The sequence below is a fragment of the Elioraea tepida genome, assembly GCF_019203965.1.
GTDB lineage: Bacteria > Pseudomonadota > Alphaproteobacteria > Acetobacterales > Acetobacteraceae > Elioraea_A > Elioraea_A tepida.
In genome coordinates this window covers 1,657,121-1,680,470 of sequence record NZ_CP076448.1, presented here as the reverse complement: position 1 = coordinate 1,680,470, position 23,350 = coordinate 1,657,121, and the positions used below count along the sequence as shown (strand labels likewise).

The following is a 23,350-nucleotide window of genomic DNA, read 5'->3' as shown; positions in this document are numbered from 1 at the left end:
CCCAGACGAGAACGGCGGCGAGGCCGAACCAGGTGATCGCGTAGCCGAGATGGTTGTTCACACGGGGGTGGGCGGCCGGCGCTGCGGGATCGGCGGCTCGCGCGCCTCGCCGAGGAGAGCAAGAGCGTAAGGCGGCACGGGCCCGAGCCCGACCGCCTCTGCCATTGGCACCGGCTGCAAATCGCCCAGAAGCGCCGCTCGGCGGGCTTGTCCTCAGGGCGAGAACCAGCCGCGTCGTTCGGAGCAGCATCAGATAGCCGACAACCGTCACCTCCCCCTCCGGTGCGGCGAGCGAGGGGAAGGGCAGGGTAGGGAACCCAGCCGCGCACCACCCAGAACCGGATCGGCGCCGCGGCGGATCAGGGGGGTGGCGAGGAAGGCGCCGATCTGCCGGTTCCGCCTCGGCGATGCCGACCAACGACCGAACGGTCATGGCGCGAGCGTTCCGGTGGCGGAGAAGCGCCGGAAGGCGAGCGGGGCGGGGTCCTCGATCCGCTCGGGAAGCGGCTCCGGCGGCAAGGCTTCGGCGGCGCGGAGCTGGGCGATCCACAGCGAGTCTTCCACGCGAAGCCTTTGCACCTGCCAGGTGCCCAAGGCAAGCAGGATGGCGAGGAGAGCGAGAGCGGTCGCGACGGCGGGCCAGAAAAGAACGCAGCCAAGCTGGCGGTGACTAATCGGTCATGGCCATAGGCAGATGGGGCGCGTCAAGGGGAGCCGCACACCCTGCAGCAGGGGGTCAGTGCTGCGCGATCGGACCTAGCCGCCCAGACGTAGATGCAGACGAACAGGAAACAAGCCACACCACGTCGACGAAGTGCCAGTACCGACGCACGCCGCCTCGAAGTCCGAAGTGCCGCTCAGGCGTTGAAATGACCCTTCATGGCGCGGACCAGGCAGACGAATCAGGAAGATCGTCCCAACGATGACGTGGAAAGCCGTGGAACCCGGTGGCAAGAAAGAAGGTCGAGGGAATAGAGCCCGCCGTCGATGAAACTGAAAGGGCGCGATCGAAGTACTCGTAGGCCTGGATCCCCGTGAAGCGAGGCCGAGCCCGATCGTGCAGGCGAGGCCCGCCACGAGGCCCTTGCGGGTCGCCGTGCAACAGGGAGTGGTGTGCCCAGGTCACCGTGCAGCCCGACAAAGAGAGCAGAGATATCATCGTAGATATCACAGAAGCGGCAGGGTGCCACGGGTCGAAGGTGTAGACGCCGGGCGGCGGCCCGTTTCCTTGGCGTAGACGCCCCTCGGCGAAGATGGTCGGGGACAGGGCGTAAATGGAAGAAGGCCCAGGAAGAAGGCGACGAAGGAACATCAGACCTCCGAGGCGATGAAGAGCATCATCCCGTAGCGGAAGCCGATCCGCACGATCCGGCGTGTGCAGGCCGGGGGTGCGGCTCTCGCGCACAACCAGACGTCGCGCCACCACAGGAACATGGTCGCGAGCACGCCGGCGAGGCCCGCCGAGAGCAGGATGAACGTCTTGTTGTGCATCGCCTCGATGGCGCCGAAGGCGAGCAGGCCTGCGGCAAGCGCGCCGACCAGCGAGCCAGGGCGAGGGATCGACGAGATGATAGGGCTTGCTTGATGCCCGAGGGTTCAACCGTCGTCCCTTGGCTGTCCTGCCATTGTTCACGAGACCCTGACCTGATGCCGCAGCCCGCTGCGCTTCCACGCGCGGCACGCGCGGCGTTCGCGTGCGCTGCATCAATCCCCGAAATCGGCGGCCGCGATCAAGCGCGCGCGAGCCCATGCCCAAGCCCCTGGTCCGGGCAGGCGGCGCCGACGCGGTGGAAGGCGGCTGCCCGCGCCCTTAGAGATAAGCGATCGCCCGGCCCCGACGCGGCGACGGACAGCCACAGCAAGGCCGAAGCGGCGGCGGCGGTGCGCGTGAGTCCCTCCCACCGGACGGTCGAGGTCAGGCTGACGCGATCAGGTGGAACAGCGCCACGTTTGCGCCGGCGAAGGAGGATCAGCACGCCCTTGACCAGGACGGCGGGGGTTGGCGGCGAGGTGGGGGTGGCATCGGCCGCGAGCATCACGAATGCCGGAAAGCGCGGCCACAGCGAAGGCCGCGCGGGCGAGCGGCAGAACGAGCCAGCCCGGCGGCGGCGAGCGGGATCGACGGCGCGAGGCCAAGGACGCGGAGATCGAACACAACGATCGAGCCGACGAGCACCGCGATCGCAAGCACATGCGCGATCGAGACGAGGGGGTAGAGCCAGAGGCTGTCGCGGGCCACCTCCCCGAGCGCCGAGGTCTCGAGCCAGACTGCCCAGGCGGCCGGCGCCGTGCCGTGGCCCTCCAAGGCGGCGCCGTCAGCGCAGCTGCGTCACCTGCGTGCCGATTCTGATCCACTCGGCGCGGAGCGCGATCTCGCGCGTGCGGTGCGGATAGCCCATCACCGTGACCTCCTCGCCACCTTCAACGCACTGCCGGGAAGGTTTCGGTTCGTCATCCGGAAGGGCGGGGCGAGCACGACCTCCCAGGTCTTGTCGGGTGTCTTGAGCCAGATCGTGGCGTGGGGGTGCTCGAACACGACACGCTCGATCACGCCCGTGAGCGTCTGCGGGGCCTGGGCGTCATAGCTTCCCCAGCCGTGGTGGGCGAAAGCGGTGGCGGGAAGGCCAGCGAGCAGGGCGGCGAGGATGGCGCGGCGATGGGTCATGGCATCGGTCCTCCGGCTTCGGAGAGGATGGCGCGCCCGGTACGCCGGGGAAACCCGCCCGCGCGAAGGCGTGATCAGGCCGCTCAACGCCTGAGCGCATACATGAGGATGCCGGCGGCGACCGAGACGTTGAGGCTGTCGAGCGCGCCGCTGCCGGCGATCGTCGCCTTCGCGGCACAGGCCTCGATGGTCGCGGGCGCGAGCCCCGTCTCCTCGTTGCCGAGCACGAGCGCGATGGGGCGGCCGCGCCCCGCCTCGGCGGCCGCGAGCGTCAACGGGTCGGTGCCGCCCGAGGCGACGGCGGCGACAGTGAGATAGGCCGGCGCGATGGCGGCGAGAGCGGCGGGAAGGTCGGCCGCGCGCTGCACGAGCACGTGCTCGAGCCCGCCTTCAGCGATCCGGTAGGCGGCATCGGACGGGAGGGCCTGGCGCCGGTCGGAGGAGAGGACGATCCGGTCGATGCCGAGGAAGGCGGCCGTGCGGGCGATTGCGCCGAGATTGTGCGCGTTGCCGATACCGTCGAGGACAAGGAGCAGGCGCCGCCTCGGCGCCTCGGCGACGGCTGCGGCCGGGTCGAAGGCTGGGATCGCCTTCGGCCGCGCGACGGCGACGATGCCGCCGTGGTGCTTCGAGCCGGCCACCCGGTCGAGCTCCTCGCGCGGCACCATGCGGTAGGGCTTGCGGGCAGCGGCGAGCAGCTTCGCCCAAGGGCCGACGGCCTCGCGGTGCCGCTCCTCGTAGAACAGGCGCTCGACCCGCTGCGGCGAGCGGGCGAACAAGGCGGCGACGGCGGGCATGCCGGCGATCCGCAGGAGGTCGCGCTCGTGCTCTGCCTCGCGCGGGGGGGAGCGGAGCACGACCGGCGCCGGCCGGTTCTCGCGCCACGCCCGCCTGCCGCCTCCGCCTGACGCCTGCGGGCGCGGCCGGTCGTCACGCTGCCGGTCCGAGCCGGGGCGGTCGTCGCGCTGCCCGCCGCGCGGCGGGCGCTGGGGTGGCCGGTCCTTCATCGCGCGCGGACCCTAGGCGAGCGCCAGATGGTTGAAAAGACGCCTGCGCGACCGGCAGTCCCATCGGAGCGGGTCGTTGCCGGGTTCGGCGGTCGCGTCGCGCTCCGTCTTCGAGCGATCCGCCCTCGCATGGCGTGTCGCTGCACCTGACAGGACCGTTTATGCCAGCGCCCGCGCGACAGCGCGTCTGTGACCGGCGTGCGCTAGACGTGATCCGTGTCGACGAAGCGCGTCTCGATCGGAACGCGGGAGACCCCGGGGATGCGGGGGATGTCTTTCGGAAGTTGTGCCTCAGGGATGGCATCGGAACGCCAGCTCAGCCCGATGGCAACGGCGAGCCGATGAATGTCGTGCCTCGAGTGTTCAGCGAGTTCGATATCCGGCTCGGGCAGCGTCTCGAGGCGAACGCCCGCCTTGTCTGGGGTGAACTGCCTGAGCCAGAGATCGCGGCCCCTGACGCTCTCCTCGTGCACAGACGAGTGGACGCCGCCGCCGATAAAGAAGAGAGGAAGCCCCGTTGTCCAGCGGGGACTGTTTCGGGTCGAGGCGTTGCTTCGTTCCCCAGATCACAAGGTTCTGGAGCGTATCAAGCAGGAATCTGAAGTCGTCGCGACGTCCTTGATCGTCCTCGCAGATGCGCCACGGTTCCACGCCGAGCAACTCGACCTGTGCGAGCAGGATCGGACACCGCGCCTGTCCGGTTCGATCCGCGAACAGCGTGAACGCGCAGCAATCGACCGTTCCTCCGCCGATATCGACCATGGCATAGAGCCCGTCCTCACGCCGCGTCGAGTTCGCAAAGCCCGCGATCGCCGCGGCGATCTCCGGGTGCAGCGCAGCGCGCCTCTCGCCCAGGATCGCGGAGCCGTTCTCGCGGACCGAGGCGAGGCTCTGCCTGACGGTCGTCACCGTGATCTCGCCCGCGTCTTCCAGAAGGCGAAGCGCTGCCGCCAGACATCGCTCGTAGCGTGAGCGGAGTTCCCTGTCATCGAGGGACGCGGCCAGGAAGCCGAGATTGTAGGATCATTTCGGCGGAGCGTTCCGCAGCAGCGGCGCCTTGGCCGTCGCCAGCCATCCCTTTGCCTGCCGGATCTGCAGGGCGGGGAAGGCCGTCACCGCCTCTTCCACGCTGGCCGACGGGCCTCGGGCGTGGCGGAGGACGACATCGTCATTCGCTCCAACCCGCATCAGGGCGGTCTTCAGCGCGCAGCCAAGCACAGCATGAGGGTGCGGCCACAGGAAAAGGAGCCGTCCCGCGCCAGCTAGAGCCTGGATGCCCAGAGATGCGGCCGCGACCCGGCGCGCGCGAAGCCGGGAACGGGAATGGCGAACGCCGGGGCCCCTGCCTCGCAGGGAAGCCGCGCGACGATCTTCGTGCTGCTCGTTCCGTAGTCGATGCCGAGCACGACCTCGACCTGTCGGCCTCCAGAAAACGCCTGCCGATCGATGTCGTCGCTGGCCTTCAGCCGCCGTCTCAGATCATCGAGACCCTGGCTCGAAGCGAGGCCTGCGTGCTCTGCCTCCTGCCGCGCGCGCTGCTCGATGCGTTCAGGAAGTCCTACAAGGCGCTGCTCAAGCCCCGCCGAAGCCCGTGCCCTCGAGAGCTCGCGGTGTTCCGGTGACGCTGCAAGGGCGGATCGATTTTGTCGCGTTACCGCATCGGTTTGGTGTCGCATCCCCGGTGCTGGTGTGTGCGGCCGCTGCGCCTCGCGAGCCACGACGGGGGATCGTTCTTGAATCGTCTTGAGCCCACGGGCGGATCGATCGTCTTTCCGCTGCCACGTTCCGGACGCGCCCGCGCCTGTGGCGCGTTCCGATCCGGCCGGCGTGGTGCCCGAAGGCTTTGCGACACCCCGTGGTTTCGGGCCGCGGCCCCCGTCCGGCCGCTCGTCCGGATGGGTCGGCTCTGGCGGCACAAGGCGGCGCGCAGCATGGCCTGGTACATGGCCCCATCCTTGTGCCGTTGCTCTCTGGGTGGGCGCCGCGTCACGGCAGCACCTCGATGACCGCGAGAGCGAGCTGTTCTTCCTCTGCCCTCAGCTCGGCGCTGCGCGCGATCGCGGCCCGCCTCTGCGACGCCCTCTCCTCGAGCGTGGGGATCTTTCCTTCGGCCATCGCGATCTGAGACTTGGCCTTCGCTTCGTTCTCGGTCCGAAGCCTGAGTGCCTCTCGGTTCCGATCGACGATCTCACGCTGTTTGAGAAGATCGTCCTCGAGCCTCTGCTCGAGCGTGCGAAGTTGGATCGACGCGCGGTCCTGACGCTCTGCCTGCAGCACTGACCGTTCGGTGGCGAACCGGACCGCCAGCCGGTCGAGCAACGCTCCTTCGCAGAGCTCGGCAACGTCCTCGGTCGAAAGCTCCGACGCCGCTTCCGGCCACATCGCTCCCGCCTCAGCCGCTGCGAGCATCAGCCGCTCGGCGTCGTCATCCGGAATGATCTCGCCGGAAGGGACGGCCACGCCCGCGTAGGCGATCCGCTCCTGTCCAACCCCGCCGCCGAAGCGCCACAGCATCGCGAGAACCGCGTAGCGCCCGGGCGGCACGAACGTCGTCGGGCGGAGGGAAGCTGACGCAACCCGCGCGGCGATTGCTGGCCGGAGCTTTGGCGCATCGGTCTCCGCGAGACGCTCCGAGACGAAGCGGACGAGGGGATGAGTTTGTGTCACCGCCTCGATGCCTCGCTGCGCCCCACGCGGACCGGCTGGTCGCGCCAGACGGCACGTCACCGGTCCTGTCTCCCGCTCGAGCCGTCCGCCCCCGGGCAGCCGGCGCTGCTGCAGCCAAAAGCCGTACTCGACGCGTGCCTCCTGCGTCAGCCTGATCTCGTAGAGATCGTCGCGGCCGAGATCACGCACGGCGCTGCCTGGAAAGAGAGCAGGCAGGGTGTCGGCGAGGTAGCGGCCGAGATCCCTCGAGCCGATCCAACGCTGCAGCTCATGAGCCGCCCGGATCGACAGCAGGATGCGGTCACCATGCGCGATCAACGCCGCCGCTTCCTCTTCGAGCGCGCGCTCGATCCGCATCCTGTTCGCAATGGCCTGGCTCGTCTGATCGATCCGCTGCGCCACCTGTTCGGGTGTGAGGCCGCCGCGGAGGAGCTCCGGCGTGAGCCTGCCGATCTCCTTCCCCGAGCACGTCTTCGAACCCGCCGAGCGCCTGCTCGCACACGTTCAGCCTCTCGTAGAGGCGCCGGTAGATCTCGTCGTCGATCGTGTCGCGGTGCAGGAGGTTGAGGATCGTCACCGACTCGGCCGCCTGTCCGAGTCTGTCCACTCGGCCGATACGCTGTTCGACACGCATCGGGTTCCTTGCCAGCAGGAAGCCCGCCGGCATGTCCGTGTGGGAGGCGTAGCGATGCACGGCCCGGGTGATCGTGTCGTACGCTTCGCGCTCGATCGGCGCCATCTTCGCCCGAAGGGCACGAACCTGCCGGACGACACGGAGTTCCTGGACATCCCGGCGGCGCGTGCGCGTCACCGTGTTGGCGAGGAGGTTGACCGTGTCGAGCTCGTCGGCCAGGCGGGCGCGGTCGGCGCGCGGCAGAGGGTCGCGGCAGGCGTCGAGGCTCGTGAGCACCGCCGCGATCTTCTGCGTCCCGATCAGCAGAGGGTGGCGGGATGCGGCCTCGATCCGCTCGCGAAGCTCGGCGAGCGGCGCGCCGCGCAGCGCCGCCTCACGCGCCTCGACGATCGGGCGGTTCGCCTCGATGATGGCGTCCAAGACAGTCGGGTGCCGATAGGTCTCTGGGTCGATCAGCGAGGGGAGGGAGAACAGGTCGTCGTTCCCGAGGTGGATCGGCGTCGCCGAGAGGAAGACCTGATGCTGGGTCGTCGGCCGGAGAAGCCGGGCGAGGGTGTTGCTCTGCATCTCGGCGTTGCGGAGATGGTGCGCCTCGTCGATGACCACCATGTCGAAGATTGGCTCGTCGTCCGCCCGCTCGCGCAGCAGGCGGGCGAGTTCCGCACGGGCGGGGCCGTAGCCGGGCGATCCCTCTTCGTCCCAGCCGCGGGGTGGTTTGAGCCCCTGCAGGCTGCAGACCGCGACGAAGCCGCGCTGCCAACGGTCGCTGTCACGTACCGCATCGAGCAGGTCGGCCGCGCTGAAGGCCCTCGCGTCGAGGCCGAACTTCCCCGAGAGCTCGTCCTCCCATTTCCTTGTGAGCACTTTCGGGCAGACGACGAGCAGGCGCCGGAAATCGAACCGAACCCGTAGCTCCGTCCAGATGAGCCCGGCGTCGATCGTCTTCCCTAGGCCGACCTCGTCCGCGATCAGAAGGCTGCCGGTCGGCGAGGCGAGCATCTTCAGGACAGGCTTGAACTGGTGTGCGTGGACGTCGGTGTTGCTCGCCTCCATGCTGTAGATCATGTCGGCGAGCCTGCCAGTCAGCCGGATATGCGTCAGCACCTGGCGCAGGCGGGCCGGTTCACTGAAGCGGCCTGCGCGCAGAAAGGCCAGTGGCTCCTCTCGTGCGTCAGGGACGGGTTCGATCTGATCAAGCGGCCAGCGAACGATGCTGGTCGGCGTCTGGACGACCGGCAGATGCCCGCCCGGCCGCGACATCACGTCCTCGCGGATACCTGTGCGCTGCGCATCGCCCTTCAGGCGAACCCATTGGCCGGGGTGAAACGGCGGGTGTTGCAGGTTCGGTTCGGCAAACATGGTGGCTCGAATGCCCACGCCGTTGCGATCATCAGTCCTGCTCCGTAATGAGCAAATCGAACCGGATCAAGACCGAGACCTGGCAGCGGATGGCTCCGCCCGTCGCCGCCCGGAGAAACGCGCCGATCCGGGGCTCGGCACGGCGCGGGGCAGGGACGAACCGCTCCTGCAGTGCGGTCCCATGCTGAAGGCGCGGGTCTGGCAGGAGGGACGCGGCCTCTCTCCCTCACGCCAGGATCAGACCACGAGCTCCGCAAGCACCGGCACGTGGTCGGACGCCTGGGGCCAGTCGCGCGCGTCCTTCAACACCATAGCACCTTTGAGCGCGCCGCGCAGGTCAGGGGTGAGCCACACATGGTCGAGCCTGCGGCCGCGGTCGGAGCGTCGCCAGTCGCGGTTGCGGTAGCTCCACCAGGTGAAGAGCTTCTGCGGCACCGGAACGATCTCGCGCACGGCATCCACCCAGCCGCCCGCTGTCGCCTGCCAGCGGAGCAGGCCCTCGGTCTCGACCGGCGTGTGGGAGACGACGTCGAGCAGCTGGCGGTGGCTCCAGACGTCCTCGGGAAGCGGGGCGATGTTGAGGTCTCCCGCGAGCACGGTCCGGCCCCGGTCGGCCGCGCCGGCGGCGAACCAAAGCGTCGCCTCGGAAACGAAATCGAGCTTGTGGCGGAATTTCGGGTTCGCCTCGGGGTCGGGGATGTCGCCGCCGGCAGGGACGTAGAAGTTGTGGATGCGCAATGGACCCCCTGGCAGGTCGAGGTCGGCGGCGATGTGCCGGCAATCGTCCCGGCCGCACCAGTCGGGCAGCTCGTCGACGGGAGCAAGCGGCAGGCGGGAGAGGATCGCCACACCGTTGTAGCCCTTCATCCCTCGCACCAGCATGTGGCGGAAGCCGAAGCCGGCGATCTCCTCGCGGGGAAACAGCTCGTCGGGGGTTTTCGTCTCCTGCAGGCAGAGGACGTCCGGCTCGAGCGCGGCGACGAGGTCGCCGAGCCTCGCGAGGCGGAGGCGGACCGAGTTGATGTTCCAGGTGGCGATGCGAAGCCGGGTGCGGCGCTTGGGCATGGGCGAGGCATAGCGCGCCGCGGCAGGGCCGCAAACGGCAAGAGCTGGCGCAAGAGAGCAAGTGTGGGGATCAGGCTCGTTCGACGCGGCGCCTGCGCACGTGCGGAGGAGCCGCCAGATCCCGGGGAGGGCGGAGCGACCGACCGGCAGGACGGGAAAGAAAGCGCCCGGTTAGGGGGGTAACCGGGCGCCGCTCGTTCCGTACGGAACCCGCGAGGGTCGACAGGGGAAACCGTCCCCCGCGGCACGTCGGCGCAGAACAGCACCGAGGATGACGAGGATACTTGAATGGTGACGGGGCGCAACCCGGAAATGGTGACACCGCGAGACTGTGCACGCGGCCCGCTGTCGCGCCTCGCTCTCTCGACCGCTGCGTCAGTTCGCCCTGCCTCGCTCTACCACCGCGCGATCATTCCGCCGCGAGGCGCCGCGGCGCCTCCCCACGCCTTGCCGCCGCGTGGCGACGCGCAGCCTCGGCGAAGGCAAGGAAGATCGCCCGCGAGGCGCTGTCGGTCTCGAAGTCGTATTCGGGGTGCCACTGCACGCCGAGCGCGAAGCCCGCCGCGCCGGCGACACGCACCGCCTCGATCGTGCCGTCCGGCGCCGTCGCCTCGACGACGAGCCCGGGCGCGAGGCGGGCGACTCCCTGGTTGTGCAGGCTGTTCACCGCGAGCTCCTCGCGCCCGACGATGGCCGCAAGCGCGCCACCTGGGGCGAGCCGCACCGCGTGCGCCTTGGCGGTGCGCACCGGGCCGAAGGCCTGCTCGGTCGGAGTCGAGTGGTCGATCCGGCCGGGAAGGTCCTGGATCCTCTGGTCGAGCGTGCCGCCGAGCGCGACGTTCAGCTCCTGCATGCCGCGGCAGATCGCAAGCAGCGGCACGCCGCGCGCGATCGCCTCGCGCACGAGCGGCAGTGTAACGGCGTCGCGGGCCGGGTCCTCCGGCACGCCCGCGGGGTGCGGCGGGCCGCCGTAATGGCTCGGCCGGACGTTGGAGGGGCTGCCGGTGAGGATCAGCCCGTCGATCGCGTCCGCGAAGCCGGCGACGTCCGCCCGCTCGCCCATCGCCGGGATCAGGCAGGGAAGCCCGCCGACGACGAGGTCGACCACACGCACATAGGTGTCGGAGACGGCGTGGTTCGGCCGCTGGTAGGGTCCGAACGGCTTGATGCAGCACGAGATGCCGATCAGCGGCTTCATGCCTCAGGCCTCATCTGTCGCGCAGCGACTCCTTCGGCAGCGAGGGATGTCGCTTTGGATAGGACAGTATTTCTGTTCGATTGCGGCACCGTAAAGGCGGCATCAGCCCGGCGCGGGCGTGCCGAACTCGGGCGGCACGAAGCGGAACAGAGCCGGGTCGATCCTGATCCCGGTCTCGACCCCGTAGAGCGTGACCCGGACCTCGCGCGCCTGCGCGTCGATCACCGTCCACTGCCTGAGCTCGAGCGGGGGGTCGGAGAAGGTGAGGGTGAGGCTTCCCTCGGCCGGGTTGCTGCGCTTGACGACGGTGATGCGGATCATCCCCTCGCCGAGCTGCACCGCGGTGACGCGGCCCTCGCCCTCGTCGAGCCGAACCCGTTCGGCGAGCAGGGTGCCGAGCGGCGTGGAGCCGATCGGCAGCGAGGAGGTCTGGTTCACCGCGCTGTCGAAGAAGGTCACGAAGGTGCCGTCGGCGACGACGAGGATGGTCGCGGGCGGGTCGTAGGCGAAGCGGGCACGGTTCGGCCGCTGCATCCACACCGTTCCCTGCGCCGTGCCGCCGCGCGAGTCCGCCTGCAGGAACCGGGCCTTGAGCGTGCGGATGGCGGAGAGCGCCGCCTCGGCGCGGGCCACCGCCTCGCGCTGCGCCGGCCCGAGCACGGGCGCGGCCGGCTGCGCGCCGAGGGGCTGCGCGGAAAGGGTCAGGCCGCCGGCGGCGGCGAGGAGGTCGCGTCGTCGCATCGCGATCCTCTCTAGCGCGGACGGCCCGGCGCGCCCAGTCACGGCCCGTGGAAGCGACGCCGCGCGAACACGACCCAGCGTCGCGGCGCGTTCACACCTCGTCAACCTCTCCCTGCGACCCTGCTCGTGAAAGGAGAAGCGTCGATGACGGTGGAACTCACGCTCAGGATCGAAGCGCCCGCCACAGGATCTGCCGTCAAGCCGACACCGGACGGCGAGGGGCCAGCGACCGCTCCGCCGGCCATCGCCGGAGGCCCGCTCAGCGCGGTCGAGCGCGCCGCCTTCTTCGCCGCGCTTCGCCGCAAGGCGGAGCTTCGCCTCGCCGCCCTCGAGTAGGTGTTCTCCGCCTCCTTCTCCCCCTCCCGCTCTCCCCGTCCCCTCCCCCCATCCCTTCCTCTTCGCGGCCGCCTCTTGCCTCACGCCCCGAGGCTGCGCCATGGCTTCGGCCATGGCACGCAGGCTTGCCGTCAAACGCTTCCGCACCGCTCTCGTCCGCCCGCCCGCGCACACCGACTGGCGCGAGCGCATGGCCGAGGCGGAGCGGTCGATGGCGCGCGACTTCGCCGAGGCGCGGTCCTTCTCGCCCTGGCGTCAGGTGCGCGCCGCGCGCCGGGTGCTGCTCTTGCTCCTCTGGATGCTCCTCTGCGCCCCGGTACAGGCGCTCGCGATCTGGGGCATGCCCGTGTTCGGCCGGCGGCCGGCGGTGGTGATCGCGCGCGTCTACCACGCCGTGAACTGCCGCATCGCGGGCTTGGCTGTCCGGGTGATCGGCACGCCCGCGAACCGCCCGGGCCGGCCGGTGGTGTTCGTCTCGAACCACAGTTCCTGGGCCGACATCCTCGTTCTCGGCGGCGTGCTCGAGGCTTGCTTCGTCTCCAAGGCAGAGGTCGGCACCTGGCCCTTGATCCGCACCGTCGCGCGGCTCGGGCGGACCGTATTCGTCTCCCGACGACGCACCGAGACGGGTCGGGAGCGCGACGAGCTCGCCGCACGCCTTGCCGCCGGGGACAGCATCATCCTCTTCCCCGAAGGCACAACGAGCGACGGAAGCCGCGTCCTGCCCTTCCGCTCTGCCCTGCTCGGCATGGTCGAGACCGGGGCGGCGGCTGGGGGCGGTCCGCTCGTGCAGCCCGTGTCGCTCGTGTTCGACCGGCTCGACGGTCTGCCGATCGGCCGCAAGGACAGGCCGCACTTCGCCTGGTACGGCGCGATGAACATCGCCGACCATGCCTGGGTGATGCTCTCGCGACGCTCCTCGCGCGCCACCGTGCTTCTGCATCCGCCGCTCGACCCGGCCGCCTTCCCCTCCCGCAAGGCGCTTGCGGACGCCGCCTTCGCCGCCGTGGATTCGGGGTGCGCAGCCCTGCGCCAGGGCCGGCCTGTGGACGCAGGGGAGTGGGCGTCGCCGACTCTTCATCACGGCGGCCCGGTCGCCACACCTCGCGCCGCTTGACACGGCCTCCCCCGCTATGGCGTCACTGGTGCGGAGAGGAGAGGTCCGCGCCGTTGAGAGAGCCCGTCCGCGAGGACGCCACACCCCCCCGCCAGATGTGGACCGTCCGGGAGGACTTTCCGGCGGGGCGGCGCGCCATCGATCCCCCCTCCCGCAGCCGATGACCGATCGCCCGAGCCCCTCGAAGCGCGTCCATGTGCGCACCTGGGGCTGCCAGATGAACGTCTACGACAGCGCCCGGATGACGGACGCTCTCGCCCCGCTCGGCTACGCCCCGACCGACCAGGTCGAGGCGGCCGACATGGTGGTTCTCAACACGTGCCACATCCGCGAGAAGGCCGCCGAGAAGGTGTTCTCGGAGCTCGGCCGGCTCAGGCTCCTCAAGCGGGCACGGGCGGCGGAGGGCCGGCGCCTGATCATCGCCGTCGCCGGCTGCGTGGCCCAGGCCGAAGGCGTGGCCCTGCTCGAGCGCGCGCCCTATGTCGACATCGTCATCGGGCCCCAGGCGACGCACCGCCTGCCCGCTCTCGTGCGCCGCGCCGAGGCAGGCGAGCGGGCGCTGCTCGACCTCGAGTTCCCGCCCGAGAGCAAGTTTGACGAGCTTCCTGAGGCAGCGGGGCCGCAGCCCGCGTCTTTCGGCGGCGTGACGGCGTTCCTCACCGTTCAGGAGGGCTGCGACAAGTTCTGCTCCTTCTGTGTCGTGCCCTACACCCGCGGCGCGGAATATTCCCGCCCCGCCGCGGCCGTGCTCGCCGAGGCACGGCAGCTCGTCGCCGCGGGCGCGCGCGAGATCACCCTGCTCGGGCAGAATGTGAACGCCTATCACGGCGAGGGACCGGACGGCAGACCCTGGCGCCTGTCACGGCTGATCCGCGCTCTCGCCGAGCTCGAGGGCCTCTTCAGGATCCGCTACACCACCTCGCACCCGCGCGACTTTATGGCCGAGCATGGCGGCGACGTCGATCTGATCGCGGCGCATCGGGATGTGCCGCAGCTGATGCCGTTCCTGCACCTTCCGGTCCAGTCGGGCTCCGATGCCGTGCTCCGGGCGATGAACCGGCGCCACAGCGCGGACGACTATGTCCGCCTCGTCGACGCCCTGCGCGCCGCGCGGCCCGACCTCGCCCTCTCCTCCGATTTCATCGTCGGCCACCCGGGCGAGACGGAGGCCGATTTCGCCGCCACCCTCGCCCTCGTCCGCCGCGTCGGCTTCGCCCAGGCCTTCAGCTTCAAGTTCAGCCCGCGCCCCGGTACGCCGGCAGCGGAGGCACGGAACCCCGTCCCCGAGCCCGAGAAGGACCGGCGTTTGCACGAGCTTCAGGCGCTGTTGCGCGACCAGCAGGCCGCCTTCGCCGCGTCGCTCATCGGCCGCGTCATCCCCGTGCTGGTGCTCGAGCCAGGCCGCCACCCCGGCCAGATGGTCGGGCGCAGCCCCTGGCTCCAGCCGGTGCACGCCACCCTTCCCGCCACCCTGGCAGGAGAGATCGTCCCCTTGCGTATCACCGCAGCCCATCCGAACAGCCTGGCCGGGGAGGCGCTCTCCCCCGCCGCGCAGCGCAACGCCGCATGAACCACCTGCCCGCCGCGGCCGCCGCCGCCCACCCGCACGTGACGCTCCATCTCGCCTTCGACGACAACGCGCTCCTGCCGCTCCTGTTCGGCGAGCATGACCGGCACCTCGCGCGGATCGAGCACCGGCTCGGTGTGCGGCTCGCCGCGCGCGGCAACCGCGTGGCCGTCGCGGGGCCCGAGCGCGAGGCGCAGGTGGCGCGATCCGCGCTCGAGGCGCTCTACGCGCGGCTGCGGCGCGGCGAGCCGGTCTCGGGCGCGGAGGTGGACGGTGCGGTACGGATGGCCGCGCACGCACTTGCCGGGCTCGCGGACGCCGAGGACGAGCCGCGCCTGCCGCTCTCCGACATCCCCTCGATCCGAACGCGCAAAGCGACGATCGGCGCGCGCACGCCGGCGCAGGCGCGCTACATGGAGGCGCTCGCCGGGCACGACCTCGTCTTCGCCCTCGGCCCCGCCGGAACGGGCAAGACCTATATCGCGGTCGCCCAGGCCGTCGCTCTGCTCGCCACCGGCAGGGTCGAGCGCATCGTGCTCTCGCGCCCCGCCGTCGAGGCGGGCGAGCGTCTCGGCTTCCTGCCGGGCGATCTGCGCGACAAGGTGGACCCCTATCTCCGCCCGCTCTACGACGCCCTGCACGACATGCTTCCCGCCGACCAGGTGGCGCGGCGTATCGCGAACGGCGAGATCGAGATCGCCCCGCTCGCCTTCATGCGCGGCCGAACCCTCTCCCACTGCTACATGATCCTCGACGAGGCGCAGAACACCACGCCGGTGCAGATGAAGATGGTTCTGACCCGGCTCGGCGAAGGGGCGCGCATGGTGGTGACGGGAGACCTCACGCAGGTCGATCTTCCCCCGGGCACGCGCTCCGGCCTTGCCGACGCGCTCGACACGCTCGAGGGGGTCGCGGGCATCGGCGTGGTGCGGTTCTCCGACCAGGACGTGGTGCGGCACCCGCTGGTCGCGCGCATCATCGAGGCCTATGGCCGACGCGCCGTGGCCGAGCGGGAGACGCGACGCCGCACCCGCGCGGCCGAGCGAGCGCCGCCGGCAGCGACCGATGGACCCGGGCAGTAGTCCACGCCCCGGCCGCGCCGCGCCCAAGCCCGACGCGCGGGGCGGACCGGGGCTCCACGTGACCATCGCCGAGCCGCGCTGGCTCAGCGCGGTGCGCGGGCTCGAGCCGCGCGCGCGACGCGCCTTCGCTGCCGCCGCACGCGCCGGGCGGCTTGACGCACCTGTCTCGCTCCTCCTCGCCGACGACGCCGCCCTCGCGCGGCTGAACGCGCGCTTCCGCGGGAAGCCCCGGCCCACCAACGTGCTCTCCTTCCCCAATCCCGCCGGAGGGGGCGACCTCGCGCTCGCCCTCGGCACGGTGCGGCGCGAAGCGCGCGCGCTTGGCCGCAGCCTCGCCGACCATCTCGCCCATCTCGTGGTGCACGGCACGCTTCACCTCGCCGGGTTCGACCATGCGACCGAGCGTTCCGGGCGCGTGATGGAACGGCGGGAGGCGATGGTGCTGCGTCGCCTCGGCGTGCCCGACCCCTACCGGACGCGGCGATGAGCCAGGACGGAACGATCGCCCGCCTCGTCGACCGGCTGCGACGGCTGCTCTTCCGGCGCGGTGACGAGGCGTTGCGCGAGAGCCTCGAGCAGCTGATCGAGGAGCGGAGCGAGGAGGCGGCGCGCGAAGGCGAGGAGCCGCCGCCGCTCGACCCGCAGGAGCGGACGCTGATCGCCAACGTGCTGAGGCTGCGCGGCACCACGGCGGGCGACGTGATGGTGCCGCGCACCGACATCGTCGCCGCCCCCGCCTCGCTCGGGCTCGAGGAGCTCTCGCGCCTGTTCCAGCGCGAGGGGCACTCGCGCGTGCCGATCTACCGCGAGACGCTCGACGACATCATCGGCATGATCCACATCCGCGACCTGTTCGCCGCGCGCATGGGCAACGCGCCGGTCGCGATCGAAGCGCTCCTGCGCCGGCCGCTGTTCGTGCCGTCCTCGAAACCGGTGCTCGACCTCCTCCGCGAGATGCGCGCCTCGCGCATGCACATGGCGCTGGTGGTGGACGAGTACGGCGGCATCGACGGGCTCGTGACGATCGAGGACATCGTCGAGGAGATCGTCGGCGACATCGCCGACGAGCACGACGAACCGGACGCGCCCAAGGTGCAGCCCCGCCCCGACGGCACGCTCGAGGTGGACGCCCGCCTCTCCGTCGAGGAGTTCGAGCGCCATGTCGGGGCGCTCCTGTCCGAGGACGAGCGGACGTCCGAGATCGCGACCGTGGGCGGGCTCGTGCTCGCTCTTGCGGGCCGGGTGCCGGCGCGCGGCGAGGTGATCACCCACCCCTCCGGCCTGTCGTTCCACGTGCTCGAGGCCGACGGTCGCCGTATCCGCACGCTCCGCGTCACCCTGCCCGCCCCGGCGCCGGAGGCGGACGCGGCGTAGGGAGCGCCGGCGAAGCGCTGCGCGCTCCCCCCGTCACCATACTGGGGCCGATCAGCCGTCGCTGCGGGGCATGGTTCGACCGTGCGGGCAGCTCGGTCGCCCCTGCGGAAGGCCGTCATCGGCGCGGGCGGGTCACCGAGCCGGGTCGCGCGGCTCGAGCCCCGACCGCCCGGCGTGTGACGCAGCCGAGGCCAAGGAGGCCAACGGCGCTCAGACCGTTCCGGCGGCGCGGTGGGCCGCGGCGCGACGGCGAAGGCGCGGCAGCGGCACCACGGCGGCGCGCGGCTCGTGGGTCCAGCGGCGCGCGAGCGCCTCAGCCGCCGCCTCGACCGAAAGCGGCGGCGCGAAGAAATAGCCCTGGCCGATCGCGCAGCCCTGCGCCGCGAGCCAGTCCCGCTGCCGCGCCGTCTCCACACCCTCGGCCACCGCCTCCATGCCGAGGCCGCGCGCGAGCCCGATCACGGTCGCAGCGATCTTCGCCTCCCGCCCGTCGCGGTCGATCGCGGCGATGAAGCTCTTGTCGATCTTCAGACGCTGCACCGGGAAGCGTTGCAGATGCGCGAGCGAGGCGTAGCCGGTGCCGAAATCGTCGAGCGCGATCGTGGCCCCGAGCGCGCGGAGCTCGGCGAGAACCTCGGCGATCCGGGCAGCGGAACGGTCGAGCAGGACGGTCTCCGTCACCTCGATCTCGAGCCGCGCGGGGCTCACCCGCGCCTCGCGGCAGAGCCGCTCCACCATTCTCACGAAACCCGGGTCGGTGAGCTGAGGCGACGAGACGTTCACCGCGAGCCGTCCCGGCTCGAGGCCGCGGGCGAGCATGGCTCCGATCGCCGCGAGCGCCGCCCGCAGCACCCTCGAGCCGAGCAGAACGATCAGCCCCGTCTCCTCGGCGATCGGGACGAACTCCGAGGGCGGCACCGGCACCCCGTCGCGGCTCCAGCGCACGAGCGCCTCGAAGCCGACATGCTCCCCGTCGGCGAGCCGAACCTGCGGCTGCAGCGCGATCTCGATCCGCTCCTCCTCGAGAGCTCTGCGCAGGGCTTCGCTGAGCGTCCTGCGACGCCGCGTCTCCGCCTCGAGCGCGCGATCGAAGAAGGTCCAGCGCCCGCGGCCCTGGCGTTTGGCCTCGTAGAGGGCGGCATCGGCGGCGCGGTAGAGCTCCTCGGGCGAGCCGGCATCGCCCGGATAGAAGGCGCAGCCGAGCGAGAGCGCGGGCGCGATCTTGTGCCCGGAAACGGTCATCGCACGGGAGAGCCGCGCCACCAGCCGGGCGAGGAACCGCTCCGCCTCCGCAAGGGACACAAGCCCGGGAAGGATCAGGGCGAACTCGTCGCCGCCCAAGCGCGCCGCCGTGTCCTCCGCCCGCACCGCGGCCCGAAGCCGCCGCCCGAGCTTGCGCAGGAGCGTATCGCCTGCCTGATGCCCGAGCGAGTCGTTGATATCCTTGAAGTGGTCGAGGTCGAAGGTGACGAGCAGGCCGCCCCGGTCACGCGCCCGTCGTGTCTCGAACTCGTGTGCAAGCCGGGTGAACAGGACCGTGCGATTGGCGAGCCCGGTGAGCGGGTCGGTCTCCGCGCGCAGCGTGATCTCCTCCTCGGCGCGCTTGAGGCGGGTGATGTCGGTGCGCACGCAGACGAGGTTGCCGGAGGGCGAGCGCCCCTCCCGCCCCTGCAGCCAGCGACCATCGACGGTCTGGAATACGCGGCTTCGCCGCGCGCTTCGGATGTCGGCAGCCCGCCGCTCGACCCAGGCGCGTTTCTCCTCGGCGGGCGCGTCGGCGGGGAGCTCGCGCACATAGAGCCCCGCCTCGACCCCCGCCCAGAGGATCTCCGTCAGCGCCCTGCCGCGCACGAGATGCGGCACGAGCTCGGGGTAGAGGGCGGCATAGGCGCGGTTGGCGAGCAGGAAACGGTCCTCCCGATCATAGGCGATGACGCCGGAGGGGATGGCGTCGAGCACGTCGCGCAACAGCGCCTCGGCCTCGCGGCGGCAGTTCATCTCCGCCGCCGCCTCGGCTTCGGCTGCGCGCCGCGCGGTGACGTCGGTCTCGATCGCGATGAAGCCGGTGAGCGCTCCGGAGGCGTCGCGGACCGGGGTGATGGTCATGCCGATCCAGTAGGGCGTGCCGTCGCGGCGGTAGTTCAGGAGCTCGGCCTCGACTCGCTCGGCTGCGCGCAGCGCCGCGGCAATGCGCGCGACCTCGGCTCGGTCCGTCCGCGGCCCCTGCAGCACCTCTCCCGGCTTTCGCCCGGCAAGGTCCTCGAGCGTGTAGCCGGTGAGCGAGACGAAGGCGTCGTTCACCCAGACGGTCCTGCCCTCGGCGTCGGTCAGGATCGCGGCGTTGGTCATCTGGCTGACGACCAGGGCGAGGCGCTCGTGCTCGAGCGCCTTCTGCCGGCGTGCGGTGATGTCCTCGAAGGTTCCAGCGAGACGCACGCAGGCGCCGTTTCGCTCGACCACGCGGCCGCGCGCGCGCACCCAGATCGGCCTGCCGCGCGCGGTGACGAAGGGAAGCTCGAGGTCCCACGGCGCCCCCGTGTCGATGGCGGCGGCGATCGCGGGCTCGAGCACCGCCCGCGCCTCGGGCGGGTAGAAGGCGAGCGCTGTCTCGAGCGTTGGGACGAAGTCCTCCCCGACCTCGTGGATGGCCTTGGTGAGTCTGCTCCAACGGATGGATCGCGCGCGGCCGCCTTCGAGCTCGAGCTCCCAGCCGCCCACGCCGGCGATCTCGAGGAACAGCTCGGCTGAAGGGGTGGCGAGTGGGCCTTGATGATCGCGCCGCACAGCGTCGTTCATCGCAAAACTCGAGGGTTATGGAGATCCACTAGAGGGGCGAGCTTTCCAATCCGTTAGCTGCCCGGTCGCGATCACGGCAGTGAGGCGGGGCGCCTTCCGACAGCCCTTGCTGCGAGCGTCGAAGCCCGGCCAGGGTGCGGGCGCCATGATCAATCGCCTCGCCGCACGCATCGATGCGCATCTCCGCTCGCGCCAGGGCTGGCGCGCGGGCGCGACCGCCTTCGGCCTCGGCGCTCTGGGTGCTGCCGCCTTCGCGCCGCTGCACCTTCTGCCCGCGCTGCTGCTCTCTTTCCCCGGGCTTCTGATCCTCGCCGGCAGCCGGCGCACGCTTGCGGGCGCGTTCTGGACAGCCTGGGCCTGGGGCTGGGGACACTTCATCGCCGGGCTGTGGTGGATCTCGAACGCGCTCGTGATGGAGAGCGAGCGGGCGATCGTCGCCATGCTCGTGCCGATCGCGGTACCTGCGATCGCCGCCCTTCTCGCGCTGTTCGCCGCCCTCCCCACGGTGGTCGCGCTTCGCCTCTTCCCTGACGGCTGGTCGCGCGTGCTCGGCTTCGCCGGGCTCTGGACGCTCGGCGAGATGGCGCGCGGGGTGGTGCTGACCGGGTTTCCCTGGAACCTCGTGGGCTCGGCCTGGGCCTTCGGGGCGCTGCCGGTGCAGGGGGCGGCCTGGATCGGCGCCTGGGGCTTGAGCCTCGCGACCGTTCTGATCGCCTGCCTGCCGCTCGTGTGGTCGCGGCGCGCCGCGGCTTTGGGAGGCGCGATCCTGCTCGGCGGCCTCGCCGTCGGGCTTGCGCGCCTGTGGCCGGAGGAGCCGCCGGTGCAGCCGGTGGCGATCCGGATCGTGCAGGGCAACATCGCCCAGGGGCACAAGTGGCGCGACGACCTCAAGCTTGCGCATTTCCGCCACTACCTCGGCCTCACCGCCGGTGTTCCGCTGCCGCGGGAGCAGGAGGGAGAAGGGCAGGTGGTCGTGGTCTGGCCCGAGACCGCTTCGCCCTACCTTCTCGCCACCGACGAGCGGGCACGCGAAGCGGCCGCCCGGGCGCTCCCCCCTGGCGCGGTCCTGATCGCGGGAACGCCGCGTCTTGAGCGTCTGCCGGACGGCGCGGCGCCGCCGGTCAGGATTTGGAACAGCCTGGTCGCGCTCGACGGAGAGGCGCGGGTGATCGGCCTCTACGACAAGCATCACCTGGTGCCGTTCGGGGAATACGTGCCGTTGCGGCGGCTTCTGCCGCTCGAGACCATCGTTCCGGGCAATCTCGACTTCTCCGCAGGTCCCGGGCCGCGCACGCTCACGCTCGAGGGAGCGGCTGTGCCGCCCTTCTCACCGCTGATCTGCTACGAGGTGATCTTTCCTGGCCGGGTGACCGCTCCTGGCGAGCGCCCCTCGTGGCTGCTCAATCTGACCAACGACGCCTGGTTCGGCCTCTCCTCCGGCCCCTATCAGCACCTTGCGGCGGCGCGTCTGCGCGCTGTGGAGGAAGGGCTGCCGCTCGTTCGGGCCGCGAACACCGGGATCTCCGCGGTGTTCGACGCGCGCGGGCGAACGGTCGGCGCTCTCGGGCTCGGGCAGACCGGGGTGCTCGCCGCCCCCTTGCCGGGCGCGCGCGCGCCCACGCCGTTTGCGCGGGGCGGTGGATGGATCCCGTTCGGGCTGGCGCTTGGAGCGGTAGTGGCTAGCGTCGTTCTTCGCATACGGTTGCAGGTTCTTGGAGGGAGCATTTAAAAAATACGCTCTGTCTCTCGATGGAATGCATATCCGTCGCAACCTGGACGGATGTTGACGCGCAGCGGTTGTATCGTTTACTCTTTGTTTATCGATGCCGGGGGCAAGGCCCGAAGCGTTGCCCGAGAAGGGGGTGCCGTTCGCATGCATGACGGAAGCGCGGGGTCGCTTGGCAGCAAAGGGGTTGCTTCCATGGCGGACGAGCAAACCGAGAAGGCCGAGCGCGAGAGCCGGCCGAGCCCGATCGATGTCCATGTCGGCAGCCGGATCCGGCTGCGCCGCACCCTGCTCGGCATGAGCCAGGAACGGCTCGGCGAGGCGCTCGGGCTCACTTTTCAGCAGGTGCAGAAATACGAGCGTGGGGTGAACCGGGTCGGCGCCTCGCGCCTGTTCGACCTCGCCCGCGTGCTGGATGTGCCGATCAGCTTCTTCTTCGACGACATGCCCGAGCCGCTCGCGCGCGAGTATGGCAGCGGCGCGGTGCGGCGCGCCGTCGGCTTCGCCGAGCCGCAGGAAGGGTTCGACGACGACACGCTGCACCGGCGCGAGACGCTCGAACTCGTGCGCGCCTACTACCGAATCACCGACCCGGCGGTGCGCAAGCGCGTCTTCGATCTGATCAAGTCGCTGGCGCCGATCGACTCCCCGGGCTGAGGCCTGGCTCGAGCGCCGGCGCGCGCCACAGCGCCAGCGCCCGCTCGAGCGCCTCGGCGAGCTCGGCCTGCTCTCCAGGCGTCAGGAAGGCGCCGACGGCAACCCGGCGCCCATGGGTGGCGAGCTCGATATGGCCGGGGCGCGACCCCTCGGCAGGCCGAACGGCGACGCGAAGCCACGCGGCCGGAAGACGCTCCTCGAGCCGGTGCCCGGCCCAGTCGATCCGCGCCACGGTCAGCCCCGTCCCGTCGAGCGTGAGCTCCTCGCGCGCCCGGCCCGCACGATGGTGGGCGAGCAGAAGAAGCACCGCCGCCCCGAGCTCGGCGCCGACGAAGCCCGCGACCGGCCAGGCGCCGACAAGCAGGAACGCCACCATGCTCGCCGCTGCGGCCGCCGCCAGCGCTCCCGCCGCCCAGGCAAGACCGCGCGCACCGAGGCTCCGCCCCGCCGTCAGAACCGCATGGAACAACGGTGCCGCGCCCTCATCATGCTCGGACATGGGCCGGACGATAGGGCGCCGGCGCGGGCCGCGCCAGCCGGGCTTGCGGCCGAGGCACGCCCCGCGCATGAAGCGGGCATGGAGACCGCTCCGAGGAAGCCGCGCGCGCGGCCCGCTCGCCCCACCGCGCGGCGCATGCCGGCTGCGGACGTTCGCCCGTTCATCGAGGCGCTCGCCCGCGCCAACCCGGCACCGCGAACCGAACTCCACTACGGCGATACGTTCCAGCTTCTTGTCGCGGTGGTGCTTTCGGCGCAGACGACCGACGCCGCCGTCAACAAGGTCACCCCCGCCCTGTTCGCCGCCGCCCCCACACCCGAAGCCATGGCCGCGCTCGGCGAGGCGGGGATCGCGCCGCTGATCCGCACGATCGGGCTGTGGCAGGCGAAGGCGCGCAACCTCGCCGCCCTCGCCCGCCAGCTCGTCGAGCGCCATGGCGGCGTGGTACCGGCCGACCGGGCCGCCCTCGAGGCCCTGCCGGGGGTCGGGCGGAAGACGGCGAACGTGGTGCTGAACGTCGCCTTCGGCCAGCCGACCATGGCGGTGGACACGCATATCTTCCGTCTCGGCAACCGCACCGGACTCGCTCCCGGAAAGACGCCGCGTGCGGTGGAGGAGGCCCTCATCGCGCGGGTGCCGCCCGAATATCTGCGCGATGCGCATCACTGGCTGATCCTGCACGGGCGCTACGTGTGCAAGGCGCGCCGGCCCGAGTGCTGGCGCTGCGTGGTGGCGCAGTGGTGCAGATATGGAAGGAAGACGCCTCCGCCGGCAGAAGCGCCGAAGGCCGGGGACGGTCCGCGCCCACGCGGGCGAGCGGTCCTACCCCGACGCTGAGGCGGCACCCGAAGCCGCGTGGT

25 protein-coding genes are annotated in these 23,350 nt (G+C 71.1%); 10 read left to right on the top strand and 15 right to left on the bottom strand.

Annotated features, from left to right (window positions below; translation table 11 throughout):
• Positions 1 to 429: 429 nt before the first annotated feature.
• From KO353_RS08105 to KO353_RS08075, 8 genes are all read right to left on the bottom strand, one after another.
• A complete protein-coding gene (locus KO353_RS08105) occupies positions 430 to 606 on the bottom strand; it encodes an SURF1 family cytochrome oxidase biogenesis protein (RefSeq protein ID WP_268906232.1) in 177 nt (58 codons plus the stop codon).
• 271 nt (positions 607 to 877) lie between these two features.
• Positions 878 to 1,312 (bottom strand): cytochrome c oxidase subunit 3, encoded by a 435-nt coding sequence (locus tag KO353_RS16435; protein WP_268906222.1) that lies wholly within the window; start codon positions 1,310 to 1,312, stop codon positions 878 to 880.
• Positions 1,312 to 1,491 (bottom strand): cytochrome c oxidase subunit 3, encoded by a 180-nt coding sequence (locus tag KO353_RS16740; protein ID WP_268906221.1) that lies wholly within the window; start codon positions 1,489 to 1,491, stop codon positions 1,312 to 1,314. The genes KO353_RS16435 and KO353_RS16740 overlap by 1 nt, the downstream gene beginning before the upstream one ends.
• Before the next feature lie 239 nt (positions 1,492 to 1,730).
• Complete coding sequence (locus tag KO353_RS08095) at positions 1,731 to 2,036, bottom strand: hypothetical protein (protein WP_218287182.1); 306 nt, start codon at positions 2,034 to 2,036, stop codon at positions 1,731 to 1,733.
• Positions 2,036 to 2,305: a hypothetical protein gene (locus KO353_RS08090; protein ID WP_218287181.1), complete on the bottom strand. Its 270-nt coding sequence runs from the start codon at positions 2,303 to 2,305 to the stop codon at positions 2,036 to 2,038. Before KO353_RS08090 ends, KO353_RS08095 begins: the two co-directional genes overlap by 1 nt.
• A 93-nt stretch (positions 2,306 to 2,398) precedes the next feature.
• Entirely contained in the window at positions 2,399 to 2,665 is a 267-nt protein-coding gene (locus KO353_RS08085; RefSeq protein WP_235692071.1) for a DUF6152 family protein, read from the bottom strand.
• 83 nt (positions 2,666 to 2,748) lie between these two features.
• Positions 2,749 to 3,672, bottom strand: coding sequence for a TrmH family RNA methyltransferase (locus KO353_RS08080; RefSeq protein ID WP_218287180.1), 924 nt, complete (start codon positions 3,670 to 3,672; stop codon positions 2,749 to 2,751).
• A gap of 363 nt (positions 3,673 to 4,035) precedes the next feature.
• Positions 4,036 to 4,581, bottom strand: coding sequence for a hypothetical protein (locus KO353_RS08075; protein WP_218287179.1), 546 nt, complete (start codon positions 4,579 to 4,581; stop codon positions 4,036 to 4,038).
• Positions 4,582 to 4,955: 374 nt separating this feature from the next.
• Between KO353_RS08075 and KO353_RS08070 the strand changes: the two genes are divergently transcribed.
• Positions 4,956 to 5,294 (top strand): hypothetical protein, encoded by a 339-nt coding sequence (locus tag KO353_RS08070; protein ID WP_218287178.1) that lies wholly within the window; start codon positions 4,956 to 4,958, stop codon positions 5,292 to 5,294.
• A 364-nt stretch (positions 5,295 to 5,658) separates the two neighbouring features.
• Here the strand turns inward: KO353_RS08070 and KO353_RS08065 are convergent, their stop codons facing one another.
• The 5 genes from KO353_RS08065 to KO353_RS08045 all read right to left on the bottom strand — a co-directional run bounded on the left by KO353_RS08065 (position 5,659) and on the right by KO353_RS08045 (position 11,336).
• A complete protein-coding gene (locus KO353_RS08065; protein WP_218287177.1) occupies positions 5,659 to 6,696 on the bottom strand; it encodes a hypothetical protein in 1,038 nt (345 codons plus the stop codon).
• A complete protein-coding gene (locus tag KO353_RS08060; RefSeq protein ID WP_218287176.1) occupies positions 6,641 to 8,350 on the bottom strand; it encodes an SNF2-related protein in 1,710 nt (569 codons plus the stop codon). Before KO353_RS08060 ends, KO353_RS08065 begins: the two co-directional genes overlap by 56 nt.
• A gap of 219 nt (positions 8,351 to 8,569) precedes the next feature.
• Positions 8,570 to 9,397, bottom strand: coding sequence for an exodeoxyribonuclease III (locus tag KO353_RS08055; protein ID WP_218287175.1), 828 nt, complete (start codon positions 9,395 to 9,397; stop codon positions 8,570 to 8,572).
• A gap of 409 nt (positions 9,398 to 9,806) precedes the next feature.
• Positions 9,807 to 10,595, bottom strand: coding sequence for a gamma-glutamyl-gamma-aminobutyrate hydrolase family protein (locus KO353_RS08050; RefSeq protein ID WP_218287174.1), 789 nt, complete (start codon positions 10,593 to 10,595; stop codon positions 9,807 to 9,809).
• Between the two features lie 102 nt (positions 10,596 to 10,697).
• Positions 10,698 to 11,336, bottom strand: coding sequence for a LolA family protein (locus KO353_RS08045; RefSeq protein WP_218287173.1), 639 nt, complete (start codon positions 11,334 to 11,336; stop codon positions 10,698 to 10,700).
• Positions 11,337 to 11,480: 144 nt separating this feature from the next.
• Here KO353_RS08045 and KO353_RS08040 point away from each other — a divergent pair, with 144 nt between their 5' ends.
• The 6 genes from KO353_RS08040 to KO353_RS08015 all read left to right on the top strand — a co-directional run bounded on the left by KO353_RS08040 (position 11,481) and on the right by KO353_RS08015 (position 16,812).
• Positions 11,481 to 11,672 carry a hypothetical protein gene (locus tag KO353_RS08040; protein ID WP_218287172.1) on the top strand — a complete coding sequence of 64 codons (192 nt, stop codon included), beginning with the start codon at positions 11,481 to 11,483 and terminating at the stop codon, positions 11,670 to 11,672.
• Positions 11,673 to 11,784: 112 nt separating this feature from the next.
• Entirely contained in the window at positions 11,785 to 12,789 is a 1,005-nt protein-coding gene (locus KO353_RS08035) for a lysophospholipid acyltransferase family protein (RefSeq protein WP_218287171.1), read from the top strand.
• 160 nt (positions 12,790 to 12,949) lie between these two features.
• Complete coding sequence (gene miaB, locus KO353_RS08030; protein ID WP_218287170.1) at positions 12,950 to 14,359, top strand: tRNA (N6-isopentenyl adenosine(37)-C2)-methylthiotransferase MiaB; 1,410 nt, start codon at positions 12,950 to 12,952, stop codon at positions 14,357 to 14,359.
• Positions 14,356 to 15,438 (top strand): PhoH family protein, encoded by a 1,083-nt coding sequence (locus KO353_RS08025; RefSeq protein ID WP_218287169.1) that lies wholly within the window; start codon positions 14,356 to 14,358, stop codon positions 15,436 to 15,438. The genes miaB and KO353_RS08025 overlap by 4 nt, the downstream gene beginning before the upstream one ends.
• Positions 15,439 to 15,496: 58 nt before the next feature.
• Entirely contained in the window at positions 15,497 to 15,925 is a 429-nt protein-coding gene (ybeY, locus tag KO353_RS08020; RefSeq protein WP_235692070.1) for an rRNA maturation RNase YbeY, read from the top strand.
• Positions 15,922 to 16,812 carry a hemolysin family protein gene (locus KO353_RS08015; RefSeq protein ID WP_218287167.1) on the top strand — a complete coding sequence of 297 codons (891 nt, stop codon included), beginning with the start codon at positions 15,922 to 15,924 and terminating at the stop codon, positions 16,810 to 16,812. The genes ybeY and KO353_RS08015 overlap by 4 nt, the downstream gene beginning before the upstream one ends.
• Before the next feature lie 210 nt (positions 16,813 to 17,022).
• On the opposite strand, the gene KO353_RS08010 is transcribed toward KO353_RS08015, so the two are convergent.
• Positions 17,023 to 19,608, bottom strand: coding sequence for a bifunctional diguanylate cyclase/phosphodiesterase (locus tag KO353_RS08010; protein WP_218287166.1), 2,586 nt, complete (start codon positions 19,606 to 19,608; stop codon positions 17,023 to 17,025).
• A 145-nt stretch (positions 19,609 to 19,753) separates the two neighbouring features.
• On the opposite strand from KO353_RS08010, the gene lnt reads away from it, so the two are divergent.
• A complete protein-coding gene (gene lnt, locus KO353_RS08005; RefSeq protein WP_218287165.1) occupies positions 19,754 to 21,337 on the top strand; it encodes an apolipoprotein N-acyltransferase in 1,584 nt (527 codons plus the stop codon).
• A 192-nt stretch (positions 21,338 to 21,529) separates the two neighbouring features.
• Positions 21,530 to 21,991 (top strand): helix-turn-helix domain-containing protein, encoded by a 462-nt coding sequence (locus KO353_RS08000; RefSeq protein WP_218287164.1) that lies wholly within the window; start codon positions 21,530 to 21,532, stop codon positions 21,989 to 21,991.
• On the opposite strand, the gene KO353_RS07995 is transcribed toward KO353_RS08000, so the two are convergent.
• Positions 21,957 to 22,490, bottom strand: coding sequence for a DUF2244 domain-containing protein (locus KO353_RS07995; protein ID WP_218287163.1), 534 nt, complete (start codon positions 22,488 to 22,490; stop codon positions 21,957 to 21,959). The genes KO353_RS08000 and KO353_RS07995 overlap by 35 nt on opposite strands.
• Positions 22,491 to 22,568: 78 nt before the next feature.
• Between KO353_RS07995 and nth the strand changes: the two genes are divergently transcribed.
• Entirely contained in the window at positions 22,569 to 23,327 is a 759-nt protein-coding gene (nth, locus tag KO353_RS07990; RefSeq protein ID WP_218287162.1) for an endonuclease III, read from the top strand.
• Positions 23,328 to 23,350: the final 23 nt, after the last annotated feature.